We start from the raw sequence: 23,615 nt of genomic DNA on the forward strand, positions 1-23,615 counted from the left end.
GTTATGCCAGTTCAATACATTAGTAAAGAAGGGGCAGCAATCATGAATGTTGCCCAATATTTGATTACGACGTCGGAAGGGGATCGATTACGTACCATCGATTCATTATCAGAAGAATTTGCAGTTTCAGTAGGTTTTATCCAAAAAGCGCTGACAACGATAGAACAAAGCGGAGCGGTCATTTTATCTAAGCAGGGCCGCAACGGTACATTTATCTCTCAGCTGAACTATAGAGAGCTGGTGAAATGTGCAGGGTTAGTCAATGTGGTGTGTGCAATGCCATTACCATACACCCGCCACTACGAAGGACTAGCTAGTGGTTTGAAAGCACAAATTGGTGATTTGCCGCTGTATTTTGCCCACATGCGCGGGGCAAGCGTTCGTGCTGAATGTCTACGCAATGGCACCTATGACATTGCAATCATGTCCAAGCTTGCGGCAAAAGAACTGGCATCTGGGCTGGTGACCGCAATAGATTTGGGACCACGTTCGTACTCTCATGAACACAGGTTGATTTACAAGCAAGGCCGATTTGATGACATCAAGCGTGTCGGTGTCGACCCTGATTCACCAGACCAAAAGATCCTAACGACACAAGCTTTTCAGGACAAAGAAGTTGAAATTGTAGAGATCCACTACGGTGAAAGTCTAACCCACTTAGCTAACGGAGACATTGATGCGGTAGTTTGGTTACCAGAAGCCATCGAAATGGAAAAATACCAACTTGCGGAGAAGTCACTCTCCCACTTGCCTGCATGTCGAGATGCGTCAGAAGCCGTCATGCTAGTAAATGGTCAGTCAAATCATATTACGATTTTACTGCGTAAGCTTCTTAATCAAACAGAACTATTAGGCCATCAGAAAGCCGTGGTAAATGGAGAACAAACTCCAAGCTATTAACCGTTGTAACCAAAGGAACCACCATGGAACAAAGATTAGCGCTGTTACATCAAGCCAATGTTATTAGCCATAAGGCCTATCAAGGCTGTATGGCCGCTGTAACGGTAATCGACAAACAGCTTGGTATTGCCCATGACAATGAGCAATACCAAATGGCAATGACTCACCTATCGCGCGCCGCCGACCGGATCTGGCAACAAGAGCCTGTTGAAGAAGGGCTAGATGCCGATGTGTTGGAAGAGATCTATCAAGACCCAACACTTGATAGGGTACTAGACATCCATCAGAAAACTCTTTCTGCTATGGCGTTATCTTGCGTCCCTCAAAGTGAAGAGAGTTTTATGATTGCGAATATCTATGCTCTTGTTCAAACCTCTCTAGAGGAGCAAAGTTAATGTTTGACCCAAACGGATATACCTATTGCCACGAGCATCTCTATATCGATTTGTCCTCGCAAAAGAGCAACCTTGATTGTCGATTAGACCAATATCAGCACCTATGCGATGAGATGGTAGAGCTGAAAAAACGCGGTGTCACTAACATCGTAGAGGTGACTAATTCTTTTATGGGCAGAAATCCTCAATTTATTGAACATTTAATTCACGATACTGGAATCAATGTTCTACTTTCAACAGGATTCTATATCGAAGGCTTCTTCCCTGACTCTCTATATCAAATGAGCGTGAAAAAAATAGCGGCAGGGATAATCAAAGAGATAGAACAAGGAATTAAAGGTTCAACCCTAAAAGCCAGCGTGATCGGCGAAATTGGTAGCAGTGAAGGTAACTTTAGCGACACCGAGCAAAACGTATTTAAAGCCGCTGCCATTGCACATCTAGAAACAGGTCGTCCAATTTCAACACATCAAAGTATGAGCACAATGGGCAAGCAGCAAATTAAATTACTCACTCAGTGTGGCGTTACTATGGATAACGTCACCATCGGCCATTGCGACCTACGAGATAACCTAGATGACATCTTATGGATGCTCGACCAAGGCTGCTACATCCAGTTCGATACGATTGGTAAAAACAGCTACTACCCAGATAGCAAAAGAGCCCAAACCCTCAGGGACCTTTGCCAAAGGGGATACTGCGAACAAATTATGCTCTCTATGGATATCACTCGCCGCTCTCACCTAAAAGCAAACGGTGGCCTTGGATTTAGCTACCTAATTGACGAATTCGTTCCTTTGCTAAAGCAGCATGGGATCAGTGATCACCAAATAAACACCATGTTACAAGCCAACCCTACTCGTTTATTTGGATAAAGAGCGCTTAAGCGCCAACAAAGTAAGGATAGAACATGAAGAAAATTGCTATTGCTGGTTTACAGCGTGAGCAAGTGAAACAACAACTTGAAGCCACAATCCCTAATGGCTTTGAGTGCTATATTCTGACCGATATGGATGCGGCAATGAAAGTGAAATCTGGCGAGATAGATTACTTCATTGGTTGCTGTAATACCGGCGCAGGTGGCGCACTTGCAATGGCCATCGCCATCATAGGATATGGCCAAAGCTGCACGATTGCTAAACCTTCTATTCAAGCCAAAGAAGAAGAGGTTCGCCAATTCATCGACCAAGGCTGCGTCGCTTTTGGTTTGTCCATCGAACACGTAGAGCACGCTATCCCAATGTTAGCGCGCATACTCGCAGAAAAGTAAGGAAGCAACTATGGATATCATGCACATTGGCCTTGTCGCTGCGCTCTGCGCAATGACCGCCTTAATCGCAAACATGAGTGCCGCAGTATTCCACGACGGTATTCGACCTATTTTGCCTCAGTTGTTCGAAGGCAACATGACTCGCAGGGATGCTGGCTCAGTAGCTTTTGGTCTATCAATTGGTTTCGTTGCCTCTGTTGGTATTTCATTTACCTTATCTACCGGTTTACTTAACCCTTGGTTGCTATTTTTACCGACCGATATTTTAGGTGTAATGATAGGTAGCCGTGTGCTTGCTGCATTAGCAGGCGGTTTATGGGGCATACTCGTTGTCACATCTCTTGCAGGCGTAAACGCTGTGCTGACAGGCTTGCCTGTCGATGCCCTTGGCGCACTGGGAGAACTTGGAACACCTGTTATGTCTGCTTTTGCTCTATTCCCACTATTAGCTGTGTTCTATCAGTTCGGTTGGAGAGCAGGTGCCATTACTGCGGTTGTCATTCTAGCTTCTCGCTTAATGATCATGAAATTCACTGGTATCTACCCTGAATCAATTCAGATCTTTGTTGGTATGGTGATGTTAGTGTTGTTTGCTATCCGCAAAGACTTGGCAGACCGAAAAGCAGGAATTGAAGCCCCAGACATGTCTGGTCTACACAGCATTTTCGATGAAAGAACTAAGCGAATAGTTAAAAACCTACCGTTCTTAGCAGTCACTGGCGCACTGATTTCGGCAGTATCAAACGGCGGTATCTTTGCGGGCTCAGAAGTCTCCATCTATGCCTTAGCAGATGCCTACAAAATTACCGACCCAGCAGCACATGATGCAGCCATGAAGCAAGTCGCGCTTTCTGAGTTCATGCGTGGGCTTGGCTTTATTCCACTGATTGCTACCACCGCATTAGCCACCGGTGTTTATGGCGTGGTGGGGATGACATTTGTATTTGTCGTTGGTTACCTATCACCCAATGTGCCTGTTGCCGCAGTACTTGGCGCCATCACGATTTGCGCAGAAGTACTCTTGCTTCGTGGTATTGGACGCTTCTTAGAGCAGTTCCCTTCTATTCGCAACGCTTCAGATAACATTCGTAACTCAATGAATACGTTAATGGAGTTTGCCCTATTAATTGGTGGTGTACTTGCAGTAATGAAGATGGGCTCTACTACTGGCTTTACCATCTTTGCAATGCTGTTCTACCTCAACGAAGTGATGGGTCGCCCCGTGCTAAAAATCGCAGCTCCAGCAGTCGCAGCCATATTAACAGGCATCATTTTGAATCTTCTTCACGTAGTTGGATTATTCGCCATCTAAACAATAAAGAAACGAGCTGTACCACAGCTTGATATCAACAATTAGCCATTGAATCAAAAGATATTTAGCCGCGCATTAGCCATTAATGTGCTGGGACAGCTCGTACCTAAAATAAGGGGAGAACATGTTTTTACAAGCCCTAGAAAAACAAAACCCGGCGTTAATTGAAGCCACGCTTACCCTTTTTTACGCTGGGAAACTGATGCCAGATACCGCCGTTATCGATGTCGATCAGTTACTTGAAAATGCGAAAGCAATGCGGACAGTAGCCGATCAGTACGGCATTAAGCTATACGCCATGACCAAGCAAATTGGACGCAATCCGATTATCGCAAAAATGCTCATCGATGAATGCTCCTTTGACGGCATAGTATGCGTTGATTTTAAAGAAGCACGCATAATGGCCAAGCACGGCTTACCTATCGCCAATGTCGGACATTTGGTTCAGCCACCAAGACACTTCATACCGTCATTGGTTAAAGATATTAAACCTGAAGTCATTACAGTTTATAGCTTGGAAAAAGCCCAACAAATATCAAATGCAGCCGATCAAGCAGGCTGTAAACAAGGCATATTGCTCAAATTTTACCACCCTAGAGATCATCTATACGTCAATCAGGAATCTGGCTTTGCGATAGAAGACATTGATTCTATAGTCGCGCAAATCCAACAAATGTCAGGAGTGGAAATTGTTGGTATTACGCACTTCCCTTGCTTTTTGTATAACCAACAGAGCCAAGCGACCGAGCCAACACCCAATATCAGCACCTTGCTCGAAGCAAATCAAAAACTTCAAGCTTTGGGTATCGAATGCACGCAAGTAAACGCCCCTTCCGCCACCAGCATTGAGACGATACCTATGCTAGCCAAGTTCGGTTGTACTCATGGGGAACCGGGACATGCTTTAACAGGCACCATGCCAGCTAACGCTCATTATGCGCAAAATGAAAAAGTCGCACTGCTCTACTTAAGTGAAATTGCTCATCACTATGGCCAAGATAGTTATTGTTTCGGCGGCGGGTTTTACCGCAGAGGCATGCTTGAAAACGCTTTGGTTTTTGAGGGTAAGCAAAAACATCAGCGGAACGTATTCAACGATGATAACGACAGCATCGACTACCACTTTCGTCTTCCTGGACATTTCTCGATTGGCTCTCCTGTCATCATGGCTTACCGCACTCAAGTATTTGTAACGCGCAGTGATGTTGCCCTAATACGCGGGGTGAAGTCTGCGTGCCCTGAAATCATTGGCATCTATGATGCTTTAGGAAACGAGGTTCAACATGGCTAGATTTATTGTCGTGGTACTAGATGGTTTTGGTGTTGGCGAAATGTACGACGTGTCACGGGTTCGACCGCAAGATTGCGGTGCAAACACAGCAGGAAAACTTCTGAGCCATTTTCCTTTAAAACGCCTTTCTACTTTAGAGGCGCTAGGGCTTCAAAATGTGGTGCAAAACCCTGATTCAGTGATGCTACCAAACCCATTAGCAAGCTTCGGTCGTGCCAATCTTGCTCATCAAGGCGGTGATACGTTTATGGGGCACCAAGAGATCATGGGGACAAACCCTAAACCGCCGCTAACTCAGCCATTTCAAGTTGCCTTACCCAACATAGAACAAGCGTTGATGAAGGCTGGGTATTCCGTGCATCGCATTACTAAGCAAGGCTTGTCACTATTACAAACTGAAAAAGGGGTGATCATTGGCGACAACCTCGAAGCCGATCTAGGCCAAGTCTACAACATGACCTGCAACTTCAATATCGTCCCTTTCGAAAAGCTCCTTGAGATCGCCCATATAGTTAGGCTTGCCAATCCCGTTAGCCGTAATATCGCTTTTGGTGGCAACATTGACTTTGCTGGTGATACTAACAGCATGCAACGCATCTTAAATGCGATTGAAGTTAAAGAAAATGACAAAGGCAAAGCGACTTATATTGGCGTAAATTCACCCGATAGCGGAGCTTATGACCAAGGTTTTCAAGTCGCTCACCTTGGTTATGGCGTCAATGCCAAGACTCAGATACCGTGGCTATTACATCAAGCCAATATTCATACTTGGTTGTATGGAAAAGTGGCAGACATTGTACAAAATCCTAACGGTACTTCTTATACTTCGATCGTAGACACTAATGAGATTTTTAATCTTTTAATCAATGATTTGGATAGAAGAGAACATGGATTCTTTTGTGCCAACATCCAAGAAACCGATCTTTCTGGTCACCAGCAAGATCCAAGACAGTATTGGCGAATACTCGAAAAGTCTGACCAAGGACTAAGTCAGATTATCCATCGCCTCAATCATGACGACATTCTGGTGGTGATGGCCGATCACGGTAATGACCCATTCATTGGCCACACAAAACACACTCGCGAGCAAGTGCCACTTTTGGCGTATCGAGCCAATCAGCAAAGCTTATATCTTGGAGAGAGAAGCACTATGTCGGATATCGGAGCCACTGTGAGTGCGTTTTTTAACGCGGAACTACCTGAAAATGGCACACCTATTACAGAGCTCTTGAACTAACATTTCTCCACCTGCCTCTTTGTCACTCCCCCTATAGGCAAAGAGGCATTTTCTCTTTATAACTGAACGGTGTACAACTTGTGAATGTAAGTCACCCTAAAATGGGCTCTCACCAATTAATACTCACGTATCAAAGTTAGCTCTTAACTGGCTTGAGAAATGTTCACCACTTTTTGCTCAAGCTTTTGCTTTAAATAGTCACCTAGCGCTTGTTGCTCATCCTCACGCATGTAAAGACCAAGCTTAGTACGACGCCATAGAATATCTTCATCGGTCAGTGCCATTTCAACATTCATCAAGTAATCAATCTCAAGTTGATATACCCCTTCCGCTTGCTCAGAGAAACACTGTCCTAAGTCTGCTTCATTGGTGACACCGGAGAGTAGCTCCCACGTTTGCGTGCCGAACTGGTTCACGTAACGTTGAATCAAGGCCGCTGAAGCCCAAGAATAATGCGCATGAATTTGTTTCGCCAATTGCTCACGAGTACAACTAAAGTTACCTCCTGGAAGTGCGTGATTCGCTGTCCAGTCTCTCCCCATCGTTGGTAGGTATGGCGCGAGTTTTTTCATCGCCGCTTCACCCAGTTTTCGATAAGTCGTCAACTTACCGCCAAACACAGAGAGCAATGGCGCATGTTCGAACTCAGCTTCAATTTCAAGTGTGTAATCTCGAGTGATCGCTTGTGGGGAATCCGATTCATCATCACACAATGGGCGAACCCCGCTGTATGTCCACACTACATCATCACGAGTTAACTGATGAACAAAGTGCTGATTGACGATATCAATCAAGTAATCCACTTCTTCTTCTGAGATGGCAACATCACGAGGATCGCCTTTATATTCCACATCCGTAGTGCCAATGATGGAAAACTTATCTAGGTAAGGGATCATAAACACAATGCGGTTATCTTTGTTTTGCATGATGTAGGCTTGAGGCTCATAATGAATGCGAGGCACAACAATGTGCGAGCCCTTGATCAAACGGATGTTGCGTGGTGAAACTTGCTCTAAACCATCATCAAAGAATTGTTTAACCCAAGGGCCTGCTGCATTCACTAGGGCTCTCGCTTTACGCTCAAAGCGTTGCCCTGTCATCACATCATGGATGGTCACATTCCATACACCACCAACGCGGTAGGCTTTTTCCACTCGGCAATAGTTACGTACTTCGGCATTGTTTTCTTTCGCCGCCAACACGTTCAGCAACACCAAACGCGCATCATCTACCCAACAATCCGAGTATTCGAAACCGATCTTCATCTCTGGTTTAAGTAAACCCGATTTGGCTAAGTTGACCGTTTTACTACCCGGCAACGTGGTGCGCTTACCAAGGTTGTCATACAGGAACATACCACAGCGGATCATCCACGCAGGGCGCAAGAAAGGTCGATGCGGTAATCGAAAACGCATCGGCAGCGCAACATGAGGCGCTTTACGCAAAATAACCTCCCGCTCCGCTAGCGCTTCCGAAACTAAACGAAACTCATAATGTTCTAGATAACGTAACCCACCGTGAATCAGTTTAGAACTTGCTGAAGATGTCGCAGAGGCGAAATCATTCGCTTCAAATAGACCGACACTTAATCCTCGTCCGGCAGCATCAGCCGCAATACCAGCACCATTAATGCCGCCACCAATGACGATCAGGTCTAATGTCGTAGATGTGTTATTCGTAGAAGAATTTTGTTGGATACTCATAAATTTGACCCCTCAATGAGCGAACGAGCATTTTAGAAACTCATTAGAGCGTAGATCGAGTTTCGTTTTCGGTCATCAAATATTTTCGTTTATGAGCGTTTTGTGTGATTTAGACACAAAAAAACCTCTGCTGATCAACAGCAGAGGTTAGCATTAAGCGACTTTTTATCGGGCGATTTAGTCTTGAGTAGGATCGATAGCGCCGGTTTCAATCACTTCTAATGGTACTGAGGCGTCTTTCAAGATTGTGCGGATTTCATCAGGTGGCTGTTTATCGGTAAACACCATGTTTAGTTGGGCAATGTTGCCAAGTTTAACCATGGCATTGCGGCCAAACTTAGTATGGTCAACGGCTAAAAATACGCTTCGGCTATTATCAATAATAGCTTGTTTGACTCTGACTTCGTGATAGTCAAAATCCAGTAACGAGCCATCATAATCAATACCACTAATACCTAAGATACCGAAATCTAAACGAAATTGTTTAACGAAATCGAGCGTTGCTTCACCAACAATACCGCCATCACGGTGACGCACCTCACCACCAGCGAGAATGACTTTAATCTCAGGGTTGGGGAACAGAATCGTCGCAACGTTTATATTGTTGGTTACCACACGTAATTGCTTGTGTTCTTTGTTAATGGCTCTCGCCACCGCTTCTGGCGTTGTGCCGATATCAATAAATAGCGTAGCGCCATCAGGGATATGTTTAACCAACTCTTCAGCAATGACGTCTTTCTCATTGAAATTGAGCGTTTTGCGCGTGTTATAAGAGGTATTTTCAGAACTTAACGGAATGGTTGCGCCCCCATGATAGCGACGAATTTTATTCTCGTCGGCCAAATCATTGAGATCACGGCGAATGGTTTGTGGGCTGACATTAAACTTCTCAACCAGCTCATCAGTGCTGACATAGCCTTGCTTTTTAACCAGCTCAACAATTTGTTGATGTCGTGGTATTTGTTTCACTTCGCACTCCCTTAGCATGGATGACAACCAATGCTTCAATTCGAAAATAGAACTTGCTCTATTGTGCTCGAATTAGCGCGATGTGAGAAGACAATGGTGCAGCGAATCCGCGATCGAAGACAAAAAAAGAGCGCCGCCGCACTCTTTTATTGATAAAACCACTAGTATTACTCATCTTCATCATGAAGATCTGACCATGTTTGAGCGCATTTCACTGCTCGCTTCCAGCCTTTATAGCGGCGGCGACGCTTTTGCTCATCTTCATGTGGCTCAAATATTCTGTCTAATGCCGCTTTGTCTTTCAGCTCATCAATACAGCTCCAAAAACCGACGGCAAGACCCGCTAAATACCCAGCGCCAAGCGCAGTCACTTCCGTCACTTTAGGGCGATACACCTCGGTATTTAATACATCCGATTGAAACTGCATTAAAAAGTTGTTTGCTACCGCACCACCATCGACGCGTAAATTCGCCAACTGAATACCCGAGTCTGCCTGCATGGCATCGAGGACATCCCGAGTTTGATAAGCAATACTTTCTAACGTGGCACGAATGATATGATTCGAGTTAACGCCTCTGGTTAAGCCAACAATAGTTCCACGCGCATAAGCATCCCAATAAGGTGCGCCCAGCCCAGTAAATGCAGGCACTACATAGACGCCGTTCGACGAGTCTACTTTAGTAGCAAAGTATTCTGAGTCTTCTGCTCCTGCGAGTATTTTTAGCTCATCTCGCAGCCATTGAATGGCCGCGCCGCCCATAAACACGGCGCCTTCAAGAGCATAAGCTGGCTCACCTTTCGGGCCACAAGCTAATGTCGTTAATAGGCCATTGCTCGATGTAACCTTCTCTTGGCCAGTATTCATCAACAAAAAACACCCTGTCCCATAAGTGTTCTTTGCTTGGCCAGCTTGCACGCACATTTGACCATACAACGCCGCTTGTTGGTCACCCGCGATACCGGCAATAGGAATACGAGTGCCACCTTTACCACCAATATTGGTACGACCATAAACCTCAGACGAACGTTTGACCTCAGGCATCATAGATTCAGGAATGCCCAAGGCTTGTAACAGGGTTTTATCCCATTCAAGGGTATTGATGTTGAATAGCATGGTGCGTGAAGCGTTGGTGTAGTCCGTGACATGAACGCGGCCTTGTGTCATTTTCCACACTAGCCAAGTATCGACAGTGCCAAATAATAGCTGACCCGCTTCCGCTTGCTCGCGTGCGCCTTCAACGTTATCTAAAATCCATTTTACTTTGGTGGCTGAAAAGTAAGGGTCTAACACTAAGCCAGTATTATCACGAATATACTCTTCCAAGCCTTGCTGCTTGAGATCCTCACACATATCAGCAGTACGTCGGCATTGCCACACAATGGCATTGTAAACAGGTTTGCCGGTTTCTTTGTTCCAAACAATGGTGGTTTCACGTTGGTTAGTGATACCAATAGCGGCAATTTGATCGCTGCGAATCCCGGTCTTTGCTATCGCTTCAACCAAGGTCGAGCTTTGGCTTGCCCAAATTTCCATCGGGTCATGTTCAACCCAACCTGCTTGCGGGTAAATTTGGCTAAATTCGCGCTGTGAGACACCAACCACATTCGCATCATGATCCAGTATGACTGCGCGGGAGCTTGTCGTGCCTTGGTCTAGGGCAACAATGTATTTTTGCTCACTCATGATAAGAACCCTTTAGTTTTTATTTCTATTTTAGTTGGAATTAGCTTGCTTGAAGCCCTATAGATTACGCAAGTTCAACAGCCAAAAACGCTGTCTAGGCAACATATCAAACATTCTCTTGAGCGAATTCAAAAGCATGAAAGATTGATATTGTTCGTTTTTTGTCGTTTGATCGATTTTTGGATATTAACTAAATCTGGGGAAAATCGAATCCTCATCTAACTAACCAATTCTAATTACATGTATTTAATGTAATTTAATCCTTGTGCAACATTTATCACAGAAATAAAAATAGAATTTCATAGAATGCACTCACTTTCGAACGAAGTTCTTTTTTGCTCGTTTGTGTTTTTTGTCCCCCTACCATCGCTCAAAAACATAATGAGGTACCTCATGTTTGGAATATTCAAACCTAAGGCACACATCGACCGTTTGTCGCCAGGCAAAGTCGATAGCACATACTCCCGCTTACGTTGGCAACTGTTTATCGGTATTTTCGTCGGCTACGCGGGCTACTATTTAGTTCGCAAAAACTTCAGTTTGGCAATGCCATACCTAATCGAGCAAGGCTACAGCCGTGGCGATTTAGGCGTAGCATTGGCTGCTGTATCCATCGCCTATGGCCTGTCTAAATTTTTAATGGGTAGTGTTTCTGACCGCTCTAACCCTCGGTACTTTTTAAGTGCAGGCCTGTTGATGTCAGCATTGGTCATGTTCTGCTTTGGCTTTATGCCGTGGGCTACCGGCAGTATTACTGCCATGTTTATCTTATTGTTCTTAAATGGCTGGTTCCAAGGTATGGGTTGGCCCGCCTGTGGACGAACCATGGTTCACTGGTGGTCACGCAAAGAACGCGGAGAGATAGTGTCAGTTTGGAACGTGGCACACAACGTCGGTGGTGGTCTTATCGGTCCTTTGTTTATTCTCGGCCTTTGGGCGTTCAATGATGACTGGCGCACCGCTTTTTATGTACCCGCCTTCTTCGCAACCTTAGTCGCGATCTTTATTTGGTTTACCTTGCGTGATACCCCTCAATCTTGCGGCCTACCACCGATTGAAGAGTACAAAGACGATTACCCAGATGACTACAACCAGTCACATGAACAAGAGATGACAGCCAAAGAGATCTTCTTTAAGTATGTCTTCTCCAACAAACTTCTATGGTCTATTGCCATCGCCAACGCCTTTGTATACCTAATTCGCTACGGTGTGCTCGATTGGGCGCCGGTTTACCTAAAAGAAGCAAAAGAGTTTTCTGTTGATAAATCTTCTTGGGCCTACTTCTTATATGAATGGGCAGGCATTCCGGGAACATTATTGTGTGGTTGGATCTCCGATAAACTGTTCAAAGGCCGTCGAGCGCCTGCTGGCATCTTGTTTATGGTGCTAGTAACAGTAGCGGTCATGGTTTACTGGTTTAACCCAGCCGGTAACCCAACCATCGATATGATGGCTTTAGTCGCGATTGGTTTCTTAATTTACGGCCCTGTTATGTTAATCGGCCTTTACGCACTAGAACTCGCACCTAAAAAAGCAGCAGGGACAGCCGCAGGCTTAACTGGCTTATTTGGCTATTTAGGTGGCGCTGTCGCGGCTAACGCAATACTTGGCTATACCGTTGACCACTTTGGCTGGGATGGTGGTTTTATTATCTTAGTAGGTTCTTGTATTACCTCGATTGTCTGCTTAACTTACGCCTTGCTTGGTGAGCGTGCGCACCACCAGCAGTTAGAGCAACAAAAGCAATTAGAACAACAAAAAGCAGCCGAATGTTAATCACCTCAAGATAACTACCATCACTTAACAACGCCCACTTCTGTGGGCGTTTTTTCTATTACCCGAATGAGATGACCAAAGAACAACCTTCTCAAACAAAATAACCGAGTACACAATCCTCTTCACTCATGGGCTTATTTATCCATGAGGATTTCCGATTTCAACCAAGATATGCACTCCATTTTTGATTTCAACACTTGGAATTATAAAATGCAGCGGTACAATATCTCCCCAATTCAAAGTAGCACTACATCTCGTTTCATGAACATCATTGTATTAAGCGGTTTTATCACCGTTGCAGACGACGACTTATCATCGGTTAAACAGGCACTTGCAGAGCACTGCCAACTAACCGAGCAAGAGTCAGGATGCCTCTGTTTTCAGGTCACCCAAGATCCTAATAACCCGAATCGTTTTGATGTCTATGAAGAGTTTGTTGATCAAGCCGCATTCGACTTTCATCAACAGCGAGTAGCGCACTCTAAATGGGGGCACGTCAGCAAAAATGTTGAACGCCACTACAACATAACAACCAAATCATTACCTAAACAGGAATAACAAATTATGGAATACGCAGACAACAGTGCGTTAGCGTCACGTTGGGCACGTTTTGGCGCGGCTATCGTAGATGGTCTTGTATGGATACTCGTCGCTGTCATCGCGAGCTTCTCGTTAACTCCAGATTACGGATACGGTTACAGCAGCTATCCTTCTGACGGCCCTATCATTGCAATTGCTATTGCAGTGATCGCTATCCTTGCCATCAATATGTTTTTACTTTATTCACGTGGCCAAACCATTGGCAAAATGGCACTGGGCATTACTATCGTCGATATGAACAACCAGCAAGCACGCTTACTAAAAGTAATCTTCCTACGTTGGTTACCTGTTGCACTGATTTCAGCGATCCCTTTCGTTGGCGGTATCTTTGCCATCATCAACATTCTATTGATCTTTAGAGATGATAAACGCTGTATCCACGATCTTTTCGCAGGAACACAAGTGATCAAGCGTAACTACGTGCGTGGTCAAGAAATCCAAATGGCATAAACCCCAAATTTAGATCTTGCTTTAAGGCACTCTAACTACAGTTAGAGTGCCTTTTCTCTCTTTACACACTCAACAATATGAGCCCCTCTTCCTCTAGGAGGAGCAACTCTTTGGCGCAACCAACATAAAAACAACAATAGGACATAAAGGCATGAATAACGAAAATAACGATGAGCTAGCCTCACGATGGGCACGCTTAGGCGCAGGGCTTATCGATTTCGCTATTTGGAGTGTAGCCATCGCGGTTGCATTTGCTCCCATCTACGTTGAATACAGCACATCACCGATGGCTCTGAGCATTTTTAGCCTCTTCACCGTATTGGGCGTTTTGTATATTAACCTTTCCCTGATGTACAAACATGGCCAAACTATCGGTAAAAAGATGCTTGATATCGCGATTGTTGATATGGAAGGCCGCCAAGCGACACTTCGTCGAATCATTTTCTTTCGCTCGTTACCGATTACCCTACTCTCCGCAATTCCTATTATCGGATCAATCATTACCGTGATGAATTGCCTAATGATTTTCAGAGGTGATAAGCGTTGTATGCATGACCTGATTGCTGATACTCAGGTTATCAATGCAAAAGCCCCATCCCGCATTACCGCTTAAGCTAAACGCAGGATGAAATGAAAAAGGCATTCATTACGAATGCCTTTTTTGTTTATGAAAACGCAGAGTGATACACAACCTCACCGATAGGCAGTGGCGCTTCAACCAATGAATACGATAAAAAGTACTCTGCTGGAACACCTTGCAGTGTTAACTCTGGCTGAGCTTTAAAGCCAAATCGATGGTAATACTCCGGCTCACCCAACAGCACAATACCTTGGCCACCCATTTGCTTGATTTGTTCAATACCCTGTCGAATCAGAGCGCCACCAATCCCTTCACTTTGACGATCAGGCAATACTGAAACTGGCCCTAATCCAAACCAACCCGATGACTCACCGTTAATGTCAACCGGAGAAAAAGCAATATGGCCAATAATTCCAGTCTCATCTTCCGCCACTAGAGAGAGCGACAACGCATGACTGTCGCGCAACTTTTGGATCATCAAATGTTCGGTCGGTTTCGCCCCCGGCTCATGATGCGGGTGGTTTTCAAATGCCGAATATGTTACAGCTTCAATAACACTTTCGTCACTGCTTTGTTCTTGTCTAATATGCATACTATTAACCCAATTTCTTTAATACAAACATCTGGTAGCCATACTGGCCTAAAAACTGCTGGTGGATGTTTAATTCTGTTTTTATATCAACCAACGCATTGGAGCGAATTTCAGACTCTTTGACCGTCGACACCTTGTTTGTTAACGGCTGTAAATAGTTATCCCAAGCTGTTTTGCTCAACGTAAAACTCTCCATTAGCCGATAACCCGCTTTCTCAATGATTGCTTCACGCTGTTGTACGCTCGACATTTGCGGATAGTTTTGCTGCCAGAATATTTCTGCCTCTTGAGATCGCTGATCGGTTAACCAAACTAAATCACTCACCACTAAGTAACCGTCTGACTTAATGAATTGACGCCACTGTTGCAACGCCTGCTCAAAGCCCATGATGTACGCACTGCCTTCTGACCATAAAACATCAAACAGCTCAGCTTCAAAAGGCATGTCAGTCATACTGGCGCATTGCATGGTAATGCGCTGCTCTAGCCCTAATTCGCGTAGCGATTCAGCCAAACAACTCAAGCTATACTCGTCATTGTCTAACGCCGTAATATCAAACTGGCTATGTTGCGCTAATAAGAGGGAGGTTACGCCCTTACCGCAGCCAATATCCAGTAAATGACCTTGGTCGCTCGGCAGCGATTGCAATGCTTTAAGTGAATCGTTTTGAGAGCTAGGACCAAGGTGATCGAGCCCTTCAAAAAGCCCCTCAAAATCAGCCATGTACTGTTGATGTTCATTCATATCTTTTGACAACCATTTCAACCTTAGGGCATGTTTTTCACTAAACCCTTGCTTCATCAACCAATCTAAATGAGCCTCAGGAGCGCTGTGCTCTAACGATTGGTGCCAATCTCTCATTGAGTTCAGGCCAAGCATGGATGACAGCAAGGCTCGCGCTTTTTGTTTTTGCGCGATTTCTTCATCCAACACATTCAGCCGTTGTAGCAATGTCTCTCTGTCTACCTTCGCTTCTAAACAAGCTAAGCACTCTTTTAAGCTCAAGCCGCCAGCTTGTAATTGTTGAAGCAGTTTAAGCCGCTGCAAATCACGTTCAGAGTAACGTCGATACCCATTACTCTGCCTCGCGCCACAAATCAGCCCGAGCTTTTCGTAGTACAGCAATGTCGAGCGGCTTAACCCGACTCTTTGGGCTAACTCCGAGATTCGATACATATTCATCGCTCCGTCATTCAATAAGCGCAATATAAACTATGAAGTTATAGACAGGTCAACACACTTTCGTCCAGTGCGGAGAAGATTAGTAAAAGAAATGTCTCTTTAAATGGAAGGGAAGCACAACTCAGAAATCGAGATAAGAAAGAGAAAATGTTGCAGACACAAAAAAAGCTCGCCTGAGCGAGCTTTTGTTTGATTGAATACTTAATCTGCCACAATGGCGACAATTTTGCCTTTGGTTCGCTGATCACGCATCTGCATAAGCTGCTCACCAATCATTTCTAATGGGATCGATTTAAGCTCAATCACTTGAATGTGGCCTTGCTCAAGTAGCGCAGAGAATGCTTCTCCAGCAGTAACTAGCGCTTGACGCGCTCGCTCACCATTAACATGACCAGACCCCAAACTTAATTGATGGAACGATAAACCACGAAGAAAAGCATTATCATATTGCGAAGGTTCAAGCACCTTCACTAACTCAATCAAGTGGCCTTCAAACGCCAACACTGCCGCAGAGATTTTATCGTTGTCACCGCCAACGCAATCAAGTGCCACCTCAACCCCTTCACCGCCAGTAATATCAGCGACTTGTTGAATGACATCCTGCTCTCGGTAGTCAATCACATGCGTGGCCCCTAAAGAGCGAACATAATCATGTTTCGTGCTTGAAGCGCTGGTAATGATGGTTTCAACGCCTGCGTGTTTGGCTAGCTGTAATGCAAAACTTCCCACACCACCAGCGCCCCCGGCAATAAAGAGAGAACGACATCGAGAGATATCGACTTTATCAAACAAAGCGCGGTAGGCTGTCCAACCTGCGCATGGGGTGGCTGCCGCGACCTCAGCAGGAACATCCGGATGATTAATAAGCGTACGCGAATCTTGCACCGCATACTCTGCAAACCCGCCATTGAAACGGCGCATATTTCCATGATAGAGAACGCGATCACCTACCCGCCAGTCTTTAACTGCGCTACCCAACTCAACAATCGTTCCTGATACATCAAGCCCCCCGACGAATGTATCGCTCATTCCTTCGACCATTGGGTGCCATAAGTTGATTTTACAATCCACAGGATTGAGCCCGACAGCATTCACTCTTATGACAACATCGAAATCTGATTGAACTTGTGGTTGTGGTAACTCAGACAGACTAAAAGTATCTGTCTCTGATTGGTAAGTGATCGCCTTCATCTTCTTTCCTACTGGTATGCGCCAGCTGCGTAGGTTAATTCGTAACTGTGAGAGTAGATCTCTAGAATATTGCCAAACGGGTCTTCCATATAAATCATGCGGTATGGCTTCTCACCCGGATAATAAAAACGGGGGGCTTTCATGCGTTTTTTACCACCAGCGGCAACAATCTTTTCTGCTAGCCCCTCGACATCCGGATCTTGAACACAGAAGTGGAAAACCCCTGTTTTCCAATATTCAAAGTTATCTTCAGGGTTTTGTTGGTTTTTAAACTCAAACAATTCAACCCCGATACGGTCGCCAGTCGAAAGGTGGGCGATGCGAAAACGCTCCCAACCAGCACCAAACACATCGGTACACATTTCACCAATCGCGGAATCGTCTTCTAGGATTTCTGTGGGTTCCATAATCAAATACCAACCTAGCACCTCAGTGTAAAACTTCACTGCGGCTTCCAAGTCCGGAACGGAAATACCAATATGGCTAAATGTACGTGGGTAAGGTATAGACATAACGACCTCTCAAATATTTAAGGTTAATAGCCTTGTTCGTTACGAAAATTGTAGTGGAGGTGTTTTAGTATTTAAAATTATCGTTTATTCTCACTTCAATAATTTATTGTTATGAGAATTAAGTCGATGATCAATCCGCTTTGGCTTAGAACACTTCAAACACTGATTGATACTGGTCACTTTACCCGCACGGCGGAAAAGCTATTCATGACTCAGCCGGGCGTTAGCCAACACATTAAAAAGTTGGAACAAGCATGCGGCTATAAGTTGATAGAAAGAGACAAAAAGAACTTTGAAGTGACCGAGCAAGGTTGGCAGGTTTATCACTACGCAAAACAAGCACAAAACCAAGAAGCGCAAATGCTCAGCCAACTTCAGCCAGACAACGCATATTCTGGTTCCGTCGCGCTCTCTTGTTCTGGTTCGCTCGCATTGCTTCTCTATCCCCAGCTGCTTAATTTACAATGTAAACATCCCCAATTGATCACGCAAATTGAGGCTGCGCCAAATAGAAAAATCCTGACCGATATATTAAGTGGCGAAACCGACTTAGGTATCGTGACACAAGCGCCGCAAGATAAACGCTATGACATTGAACCTCTGAGTCGCGAACCACTTTGCTTAATGTTACCTATCGAATACCAAGCAAAAGAGTTAAGCGCGTCTGTATTGTCGCAACTTGGTTTAATTGCTCACCCTGACGCCGAACAATATTTATCCCTTTACTTAACCCATTGTGGGGATGAGGAACTGGCGGAAATAAAAATAGATCAATTGCCACGCAGCGGATACGTCAACCAACTGAGCCAAATTCTATTGCCAGTGGCGAAGGGGCTTGGGTTTACAGTATTGCCGAAAAGTGCACTTGATGGCTTTAGCCAAAAAGACCAAGTGTACATTCATCAAGCGAATCAGGTGGTGGATCAGCCGCTCTATTTAGTGAGCAAACAAAAGCCTTCGACACCGCTGCGGTTTGCAACGGTCATCGATACCATTAAAGCGACTCTTAACCGACACTAATAAATCGCTATTCAAACGATCAAAAAAGGAGCCATCAGGCTCCTTTACTCATCAAATTAAGTGCTACGCTTCGAGCACTTCTTGTCCACTGACTTCCGAAACGAGAAGAGGATCGGCGGTATCAACATGTAAGCCCATCATTGGCAAACCATGCTGACATACCCAAGAGCCGAAAAACACGCCTAAAGCGATTGCAAGAATACCTAGTGCTAACATTGCGTTACCTCTCTTCGGTTGGACATATGCTACCAATTTAATGTTACCGTACGTATTCGTCAATGATCTAAGCTGTAAAATACTCTTAACATCACAAAAATTATGCCATTTCCATTTTTATTCTATGGTTATTCACTCGGAGTTTTGTATTGCTTAGAATTTCATCACAATTCGTCGTCAGTTCTTGATCTGGCTCTCATCGCAAATCGCACGTTATCCTTCTATTCAACCTGACATTTGCTGGCATTAAATATGCTTAATATTATTAGGCGGCAATCTAAATCTTAACCTTTTGTTTTATTTAGATTTCATTTGAATGGCACTTTTCTGACGTTTTTATGTCAGAAATATTATGGTGAGATGTAGCCCAGATTACATTTCGTGTAGCACGACATTTCAACACAAAAATGTGATCAAAATCCTAGCTATATAAGATAATCACCGCTACATTCAAAGGGTTCATGAGGAACTGTATTCACATATGCTCATATGTAAGCAAGAATTTAGTGAGGAAATATCATGAAGAAAATGAGAAAAGCACAACTGCATCGTGTTCGCATCCAATACTGGAAAGAAGCGAACAAGCAAACGAAAGAATCGTAATGTGCACATCACCAACGTCTAAGCTGGCATTTATTGCCAGCTTTTGTATTTTAGGCCTTTCATAACCCCAACCGCGCACGGAATAACCAATCCCTTACAATCATTTCGGCAAACTGTGATCGCCTCGAAGCATCTATTGATTGAATAAGATTTTCCCCAGCAAGCCTCGTACACTCTTAGCCACTGATATAAGTATTTAAGCCAGCCTTTACAGTGTAAAAAGCTCAAGTACGTCTCCACACTTTGCAACAGGATAAAACTCATGTCTCAACCTCTTATTGAACGCTTGCAGCAATTTCGTGTTATTCCTGTGATTCAAATCGATCACCCAGAAGATGCTGAGCCGTTAGCTAAGGCACTCGTCGAAAACGGTTTGCCCGTGGCAGAAGTCACCTTTCGAACTCAAGCCGCTCGCGAAGCGATTGCCCGTATGCGTCAAGCCTATCCTGAAATGTACATCGGTGCAGGTACAGTGCTCAATGCTCAGCAAGTAGATAGCGCAAAGCAGGCAGGCGCAGAGTTTGTTGTCGCCCCCGGATTAAACCCGAACACGGTAAAATATTGCCAAAGCATCAACATGCCTATCGTTCCGGGCGTAAACAACCCAAGCCAAATAGAGCAAGGCTTAGAACTTGGTTTGACGTTTATGAAGTTTTTCCCCGCTGAAGCTTCTGGTGGTGTAGCAATGGTGAAAGCCTTACTTGCTCCGTATGTGAATGTTTCACTGATGCCTACTGGCGGTGTAAACGAAGCCAATATTGATGACTACCTAGCGATAGAACGTGTCATTTGTTGTGGGGGAACATGGATGGTGTCACCAGCTCTCATCAAACAAAAAAACTGGCAAGAGATCGGCCGCCTTGTGGCTGAAGTCGTTGGTAAAACGGCCTAGAGATTAACTAAAACGCCAAGCTACAAACTTGGCGTTTTAGTTAATCTTCTGTGTTAAGCCGCTCTATCGCTACTTGGCACCATTGACGCGATTTCGTGCAAAATACTTAGCGTTGATTTAGCAAAGATGTGTTTATCTTTCCAACCCACAAGTTGGATCATTTTCACCTTACCTGATACAAGTGCTTGGCGAATAATGCGATTCACTAATTGCACATCAACACAGCGGCTTGCTTCCAAACGCGATTTAGGTGCTAATGACGCAAGATCAATATTCAAAACAATTTGATCGCAATGGGCAAGGTAGCTAGCCAGTTGCTGCTTCACCTGAAAACGATGGCTAAACTGACACTCATTGAGCGTCATCCAGTCACACCCTAAATCTTCCGCGTATTCCAAAACTTTATCGCTTTGATCTTCTTTATCGATACCTAAGCAAAACAAACGAGTTTCGTTGAATTTCGCCAAAGCAAAATGGAAAGCTGAACCAATCTCCGGCTCTAAACTCGCTTTCACTTCAAACTGATTGCCTATGTGTACGATGCCTAAATCTTGATTTGCGATATTGAGCATTGGCAGCGCATGCAATAAAGATTCACTGCAATTACTAAACACAACCGGCAACGTATGTGCGCCCAAATACCGGCTTAAATGAAGCTGATAACGAGCAATAGATTGGTCATTGAGGAGATAATGGCCGCCGTTTAGCCAGTTAGATGCTTCTTGCTCGGCGAGCCACTCAAACACGTCTTCAAGGCTTTGATTGGCCATTTCGAACTCCACATTTTTCATCGGCTTAAGATGCTGAGCCACACTTAAAAGTGACATGGCAAATGAAGATACGCCTGTGATGCTGTGTGTTTTATTACGTCGAAATAGCCCAAACATATGAATTACCTTTCCGGGGGCAGTGCCCTCGCTGCTTGAAGTACGTGAAGTATGATGCGCTGTTGATTCTGTACAACACGATGCGCCGGAGCCATCACCGTAATTGCACCAATCAACTTGCTCCCTTTCATTACCGGCGCACTAATCCCAGATACGCCTGAATCAATTTCTGACGTACTCAAGGCATACCCCTGAGCACGTATTTCATCTAACTCTTGCTGCCATTCATTGATACGATGTGCTTCGCCAAAGTAGCGCAGGATTTTTTCCCGTCTTTGTGCGGGCATAAATGCCAACATTACTTTTGATGATGCACCACGCAGTAATGGCTGACTCTGCCCTTCAACGTAACTACAACGCAAAGCTTGCATACTTTCCTTTCGGCTTACGCACAAAGCGCGGTAACCGACCGGAACCATGTAAGCTGCCATTTCTCCGGTTTGTTTTTGTAGGCGATTTAATACCGCATCTACATCATCCAGATCATGCTTGCTGGTTTCGTAACTGCGCATCAGTAGTAGAGCAGCCGGACCGATGATCAAGGTTTTGTCACTTGGACTTTCTTCGATCAAGTTCCACTCTTTGAGCAGCTTCAGATGGCGATAAAGGCTACTGATTGGCGTGCCTAATTGCTCACTAAGTGCTTTTGCAGTTACGGGTTCTTCGTTGACGGCGACTTGCATCAAAAGTTGCAAGAGCTTTTCGTTAACCTGTCCTGAATTTTGTTTCATCGAGTTCACACTCATGTTGTATCGCTTTCATTAAGAACTGAGCAAATTGTATTCCTACTTAATGAGAATTTATAAAGATTTTAAGCATTGCTTTCTCACCAAATAAGAATCAAAGCCATCGTTTGATTTTTACTGAGCTAGCTGACGCGCAAAAAAATACCAACCTAAGCGGTTGGTATTGCATAAAACTGACTGGTTTATTTCACTTTAAGGGATTGCCCTTGGGTTTTGATCACTTCTTGATACCAGTAAAAACTTTTCTTACGGGTTCGAGTTAATGTGCCTGAGCCATCATCATGGCGATCAACATAAATGTACCCGTAACGCTTACTCATCTCTGCGGTAGAGTTAGCGACAAGATCGATTGGCCCCCAACTGGTGTAACCCATCAGATCGACCCCATCTAAGATTGCTTCTCTTGCTTGAACCAAATGATCGTTGAGGTAGTCAATACGATAATCATCAATGATCTCGCCGTTCTCGTTTACTTCATCACGCGCACCTAGGCCATTTTCTACGATAAAAAGCGGCTTTTGGTAGCGATCATGCAAGAAATTAAGGATTACGCGTAAACCTTGTGGGTCGATCAACCAACCCCATTGACTCTTTTCAAGATATGGATTCGGTACACTCTCAACGATATTGCCAACTTCTTTATTCTTAGGGTCAGCACTGGCGCAGCCACTCGCGTAATAACTGAATGAGATAAAGTCGACGCTGGCTTTCGCTAACTCTTCTAAATCTCCAGCTTCCATTTTCAGTTCAATGCCTTTATCACGCAGGTAACGCTTAATGTAACCGGGATACTGACCACGAGTTTGTACATCACCAAACAGTAACCAGCGATTATTCTCGTGCATTGCAGCAATAACATCATCAGGGTTGCAGGTGTAAGCGTAGGTCATTGCACCAAGCAACATATTGCCGATTTTTCCGTCTGGAATGATCTCGTGACAACGTTGAACGGCTTTCGCATTCGCAACCAATTGGTGGTGGATCGCTTGATAGATCTCTTGCTCGCTCGCATCCTCTTGTAAACCAACGCCAGTAAACGGTTCATGCAATGACATGTTAATTTCATTAAAGGTAAGCCATAACTTTACTTTGTTTTTGTAGCGTTCAAAAACACTCACCGCATAACGCTCGAAAAACTCAATTAACTCACGGCTTGCCCAACCATTGTAGTTCTCGACCAAAGCATAGGGCATTTCATAGTGTGAGAGCGTAACAAAAGGCTGAATATCGTGCTTTGCCAACTCATCAAAAATGGCATCGTAATAGGCTAAGCCCGCTTCATTTGGCTCTTTCTCATCACCGTTCGGGAAAATACGGCTCCATGCGATCGACAAACGTAAACAGGTAAAGCCCATCTCTTTAAACAGCGCAATGTCTTGCGGGTAGCGATTATAAAAATCGATAGCCAGATCTTTGATTCCATCCGTTCGCTGCTCGCGAGTTTGGTGGGGACTTAAAATACCACTCGGTAGCATGTCAGCGGTGGACAAACCTTTACCATCCGTTAAAAACGCTCCTTCGACTTGGTTGGCAGCAATCGCGCCCCCCCACAAGAAATTATCTGGAAATTTAGTCATACGAGCCTCTATCAAATCAATCATTAAT

General features: G+C 44.6%; 24 protein-coding genes. 13 read left to right on the forward strand and 11 right to left on the reverse strand.

All coding sequences use genetic code 11. From position 1 onward, the window contains the following. The first annotated feature begins 3 nt into the window (after nucleotides 1-3). The 7 genes from yhfZ (at nucleotide 4) to OH461_RS15525 (ending at nucleotide 6,405) form a co-directional block, all read left to right on the forward strand. Nucleotides 4-900 carry a GntR family transcriptional regulator YhfZ gene (gene yhfZ, locus OH461_RS15495; protein ID WP_270021478.1) on the forward strand — a complete coding sequence of 299 codons (897 nt, stop codon included), beginning with the start codon at nucleotides 4-6 and terminating at the stop codon, nucleotides 898-900. Nucleotides 901-923: 23 nt separating this feature from the next. Further along, the gene (locus OH461_RS15500; protein WP_270021479.1) at nucleotides 924-1,295 is read left to right on the forward strand and encodes a hypothetical protein; all 372 of its coding nucleotides are present in this window, start codon (nucleotides 924-926) and stop codon (nucleotides 1,293-1,295) included. Beyond that, nucleotides 1,295-2,170: a phosphotriesterase-related protein gene (locus tag OH461_RS15505; RefSeq protein ID WP_270021480.1), complete on the forward strand. Its 876-nt coding sequence runs from the start codon at nucleotides 1,295-1,297 to the stop codon at nucleotides 2,168-2,170. The genes OH461_RS15500 and OH461_RS15505 overlap by 1 nt, the downstream gene beginning before the upstream one ends. A gap of 35 nt (nucleotides 2,171-2,205) precedes the next feature. After that, complete coding sequence (locus tag OH461_RS15510) at nucleotides 2,206-2,565, forward strand: DUF2620 domain-containing protein (protein ID WP_270021481.1); 360 nt, start codon at nucleotides 2,206-2,208, stop codon at nucleotides 2,563-2,565. A 10-nt stretch (nucleotides 2,566-2,575) separates the two neighbouring features. Next, nucleotides 2,576-3,877 carry a YhfT family protein gene (locus tag OH461_RS15515; protein ID WP_270021482.1) on the forward strand — a complete coding sequence of 434 codons (1,302 nt, stop codon included), beginning with the start codon at nucleotides 2,576-2,578 and terminating at the stop codon, nucleotides 3,875-3,877. A gap of 124 nt (nucleotides 3,878-4,001) precedes the next feature. Further along, complete coding sequence (locus tag OH461_RS15520; RefSeq protein ID WP_270021483.1) at nucleotides 4,002-5,168, forward strand: YhfX family PLP-dependent enzyme; 1,167 nt, start codon at nucleotides 4,002-4,004, stop codon at nucleotides 5,166-5,168. Then, complete coding sequence (locus OH461_RS15525) at nucleotides 5,161-6,405, forward strand: phosphopentomutase (protein ID WP_270021484.1); 1,245 nt, start codon at nucleotides 5,161-5,163, stop codon at nucleotides 6,403-6,405. Before OH461_RS15520 ends, OH461_RS15525 begins: the two co-directional genes overlap by 8 nt. Before the next feature lie 143 nt (nucleotides 6,406-6,548). On the opposite strand, the gene glpD is transcribed toward OH461_RS15525, so the two are convergent. The 3 genes from glpD to glpK form a co-directional block, all read right to left on the reverse strand. Continuing rightward, entirely contained in the window at nucleotides 6,549-8,108 is a 1,560-nt protein-coding gene (gene glpD / locus OH461_RS15530; RefSeq protein WP_270021485.1) for a glycerol-3-phosphate dehydrogenase, read from the reverse strand. Between the two features lie 177 nt (nucleotides 8,109-8,285). Next, nucleotides 8,286-9,077, reverse strand: coding sequence for a DeoR/GlpR family transcriptional regulator (locus OH461_RS15535; RefSeq protein WP_270021486.1), 792 nt, complete (start codon nucleotides 9,075-9,077; stop codon nucleotides 8,286-8,288). A 167-nt stretch (nucleotides 9,078-9,244) separates the two neighbouring features. After that, nucleotides 9,245-10,762, reverse strand: a complete 1,518-nt coding sequence (gene glpK / locus OH461_RS15540; RefSeq protein ID WP_270021487.1) for a glycerol kinase GlpK — start codon at nucleotides 10,760-10,762, stop codon at nucleotides 9,245-9,247. Between the two features lie 393 nt (nucleotides 10,763-11,155). On the opposite strand from glpK, the gene glpT reads away from it, so the two are divergent. From glpT to OH461_RS15560, 4 genes are all read left to right on the forward strand, one after another. Continuing rightward, on the forward strand, nucleotides 11,156-12,538 hold the full coding sequence (glpT, locus tag OH461_RS15545) for a glycerol-3-phosphate transporter (RefSeq protein WP_270021488.1): 1,383 nt from the start codon (nucleotides 11,156-11,158) through the stop codon (nucleotides 12,536-12,538). A 210-nt stretch (nucleotides 12,539-12,748) separates the two neighbouring features. Further along, nucleotides 12,749-13,096 carry a putative quinol monooxygenase gene (locus tag OH461_RS15550; protein WP_270021489.1) on the forward strand — a complete coding sequence of 116 codons (348 nt, stop codon included), beginning with the start codon at nucleotides 12,749-12,751 and terminating at the stop codon, nucleotides 13,094-13,096. 6 nt (nucleotides 13,097-13,102) lie between these two features. Further along, complete coding sequence (locus OH461_RS15555) at nucleotides 13,103-13,588, forward strand: RDD family protein (RefSeq protein WP_270021490.1); 486 nt, start codon at nucleotides 13,103-13,105, stop codon at nucleotides 13,586-13,588. Between the two features lie 151 nt (nucleotides 13,589-13,739). After that, entirely contained in the window at nucleotides 13,740-14,201 is a 462-nt protein-coding gene (locus tag OH461_RS15560) for an RDD family protein (protein WP_270021491.1), read from the forward strand. Between the two features lie 52 nt (nucleotides 14,202-14,253). Here the strand turns inward: OH461_RS15560 and OH461_RS15565 are convergent, their stop codons facing one another. The 4 genes from OH461_RS15565 to OH461_RS15580 all read right to left on the reverse strand — a co-directional run bounded on the left by OH461_RS15565 (nucleotide 14,254) and on the right by OH461_RS15580 (nucleotide 17,646). Beyond that, entirely contained in the window at nucleotides 14,254-14,760 is a 507-nt protein-coding gene (locus tag OH461_RS15565) for a GNAT family N-acetyltransferase (RefSeq protein ID WP_270021492.1), read from the reverse strand. 4 nt (nucleotides 14,761-14,764) lie between these two features. Then, nucleotides 14,765-15,937: a MerR family transcriptional regulator gene (locus OH461_RS15570; protein ID WP_270021493.1), complete on the reverse strand. Its 1,173-nt coding sequence runs from the start codon at nucleotides 15,935-15,937 to the stop codon at nucleotides 14,765-14,767. Between the two features lie 207 nt (nucleotides 15,938-16,144). Continuing rightward, nucleotides 16,145-17,134 carry a zinc-binding dehydrogenase gene (locus tag OH461_RS15575; RefSeq protein ID WP_270021494.1) on the reverse strand — a complete coding sequence of 330 codons (990 nt, stop codon included), beginning with the start codon at nucleotides 17,132-17,134 and terminating at the stop codon, nucleotides 16,145-16,147. A gap of 8 nt (nucleotides 17,135-17,142) precedes the next feature. After that, the gene (locus OH461_RS15580; protein WP_270021495.1) at nucleotides 17,143-17,646 is read right to left on the reverse strand and encodes a lactoylglutathione lyase family protein; all 504 of its coding nucleotides are present in this window, start codon (nucleotides 17,644-17,646) and stop codon (nucleotides 17,143-17,145) included. Nucleotides 17,647-17,772: 126 nt separating this feature from the next. On the opposite strand from OH461_RS15580, the gene OH461_RS15585 reads away from it, so the two are divergent. After that, on the forward strand, nucleotides 17,773-18,666 hold the full coding sequence (locus OH461_RS15585; RefSeq protein ID WP_270021496.1) for a LysR family transcriptional regulator: 894 nt from the start codon (nucleotides 17,773-17,775) through the stop codon (nucleotides 18,664-18,666). Nucleotides 18,667-18,729: 63 nt separating this feature from the next. Here the strand turns inward: OH461_RS15585 and OH461_RS15590 are convergent, their stop codons facing one another. After that, nucleotides 18,730-18,882, reverse strand: a complete 153-nt coding sequence (locus OH461_RS15590) for a hypothetical protein (RefSeq protein ID WP_260262090.1) — start codon at nucleotides 18,880-18,882, stop codon at nucleotides 18,730-18,732. Nucleotides 18,883-19,747: 865 nt separating this feature from the next. Here OH461_RS15590 and OH461_RS15595 point away from each other — a divergent pair. Next, nucleotides 19,748-20,377, forward strand: coding sequence for a bifunctional 4-hydroxy-2-oxoglutarate aldolase/2-dehydro-3-deoxy-phosphogluconate aldolase (locus tag OH461_RS15595; RefSeq protein WP_270021497.1), 630 nt, complete (start codon nucleotides 19,748-19,750; stop codon nucleotides 20,375-20,377). A gap of 53 nt (nucleotides 20,378-20,430) precedes the next feature. Here OH461_RS15595 and OH461_RS15600 read toward each other — a convergent pair whose 3' ends face one another. The 3 genes from OH461_RS15600 to OH461_RS15610 form a co-directional block, all read right to left on the reverse strand. Further along, a complete protein-coding gene (locus tag OH461_RS15600; protein WP_270021498.1) occupies nucleotides 20,431-21,264 on the reverse strand; it encodes an arginase in 834 nt (277 codons plus the stop codon). A 5-nt stretch (nucleotides 21,265-21,269) separates the two neighbouring features. Continuing rightward, nucleotides 21,270-21,995 carry an IclR family transcriptional regulator gene (locus tag OH461_RS15605; RefSeq protein WP_443088471.1) on the reverse strand — a complete coding sequence of 242 codons (726 nt, stop codon included), beginning with the start codon at nucleotides 21,993-21,995 and terminating at the stop codon, nucleotides 21,270-21,272. A 197-nt stretch (nucleotides 21,996-22,192) separates the two neighbouring features. Further along, nucleotides 22,193-23,587: a glycoside hydrolase family 1 protein gene (locus tag OH461_RS15610; protein ID WP_270021499.1), complete on the reverse strand. Its 1,395-nt coding sequence runs from the start codon at nucleotides 23,585-23,587 to the stop codon at nucleotides 22,193-22,195. Between the last annotated feature and the right edge of the window lie 28 nt (nucleotides 23,588-23,615).

Origin of the sequence: Vibrio sp. LaRot3 (assembly GCF_027587025.1) — a bacterium.
GTDB lineage: Bacteria > Pseudomonadota > Gammaproteobacteria > Enterobacterales > Vibrionaceae > Vibrio.

Bases quoted from the DNA above. Each gene is read 5' to 3' on its own strand.
- yhfZ (WP_270021478.1), top strand. From the start codon at position 4: ATGCCAGTTCAATACATTAGTAAAGAAGGGGCAGCAATCATGAATGTT.
- OH461_RS15500 (WP_270021479.1), top strand. From the start codon at position 924: ATGGAACAAAGATTAGCGCTGTTACATCAAGCCAATGTTATTAGCCAT.
- OH461_RS15505 (WP_270021480.1), top strand. From the start codon at position 1,295: ATGTTTGACCCAAACGGATATACCTATTGCCACGAGCATCTCTATATC.
- OH461_RS15510 (WP_270021481.1), top strand. From the start codon at position 2,206: ATGAAGAAAATTGCTATTGCTGGTTTACAGCGTGAGCAAGTGAAACAA.
- OH461_RS15515 (WP_270021482.1), top strand. From the start codon at position 2,576: ATGGATATCATGCACATTGGCCTTGTCGCTGCGCTCTGCGCAATGACC.
- OH461_RS15520 (WP_270021483.1), top strand. From the start codon at position 4,002: ATGTTTTTACAAGCCCTAGAAAAACAAAACCCGGCGTTAATTGAAGCC.
- OH461_RS15525 (WP_270021484.1), top strand. From the start codon at position 5,161: ATGGCTAGATTTATTGTCGTGGTACTAGATGGTTTTGGTGTTGGCGAA.
- glpD (WP_270021485.1), bottom strand. From the start codon at position 8,108: ATGAGTATCCAACAAAATTCTTCTACGAATAACACATCTACGACATTA.
- glpK (WP_270021487.1), bottom strand. From the start codon at position 10,762: ATGAGTGAGCAAAAATACATTGTTGCCCTAGACCAAGGCACGACAAGC.
- glpT (WP_270021488.1), top strand. From the start codon at position 11,156: ATGTTTGGAATATTCAAACCTAAGGCACACATCGACCGTTTGTCGCCA.
- OH461_RS15550 (WP_270021489.1), top strand. From the start codon at position 12,749: ATGCAGCGGTACAATATCTCCCCAATTCAAAGTAGCACTACATCTCGT.
- OH461_RS15555 (WP_270021490.1), top strand. From the start codon at position 13,103: ATGGAATACGCAGACAACAGTGCGTTAGCGTCACGTTGGGCACGTTTT.
- OH461_RS15560 (WP_270021491.1), top strand. From the start codon at position 13,740: ATGAATAACGAAAATAACGATGAGCTAGCCTCACGATGGGCACGCTTA.
- OH461_RS15565 (WP_270021492.1), bottom strand. From the start codon at position 14,760: ATGCATATTAGACAAGAACAAAGCAGTGACGAAAGTGTTATTGAAGCT.
- OH461_RS15570 (WP_270021493.1), bottom strand. From the start codon at position 15,937: ATGTATCGAATCTCGGAGTTAGCCCAAAGAGTCGGGTTAAGCCGCTCG.
- OH461_RS15575 (WP_270021494.1), bottom strand. From the start codon at position 17,134: ATGAAGGCGATCACTTACCAATCAGAGACAGATACTTTTAGTCTGTCT.
- OH461_RS15580 (WP_270021495.1), bottom strand. From the start codon at position 17,646: ATGTCTATACCTTACCCACGTACATTTAGCCATATTGGTATTTCCGTT.
- OH461_RS15585 (WP_270021496.1), top strand. From the start codon at position 17,773: ATGATCAATCCGCTTTGGCTTAGAACACTTCAAACACTGATTGATACT.
- OH461_RS15590 (WP_260262090.1), bottom strand. From the start codon at position 18,882: ATGTTAGCACTAGGTATTCTTGCAATCGCTTTAGGCGTGTTTTTCGGC.
- OH461_RS15595 (WP_270021497.1), top strand. From the start codon at position 19,748: ATGTCTCAACCTCTTATTGAACGCTTGCAGCAATTTCGTGTTATTCCT.
- OH461_RS15600 (WP_270021498.1), bottom strand. From the start codon at position 21,264: ATGTTTGGGCTATTTCGACGTAATAAAACACACAGCATCACAGGCGTA.
- OH461_RS15605 (WP_443088471.1), bottom strand. From the start codon at position 21,995: ATGAAACAAAATTCAGGACAGGTTAACGAAAAGCTCTTGCAACTTTTG.
- OH461_RS15610 (WP_270021499.1), bottom strand. From the start codon at position 23,587: ATGACTAAATTTCCAGATAATTTCTTGTGGGGGGGCGCGATTGCTGCC.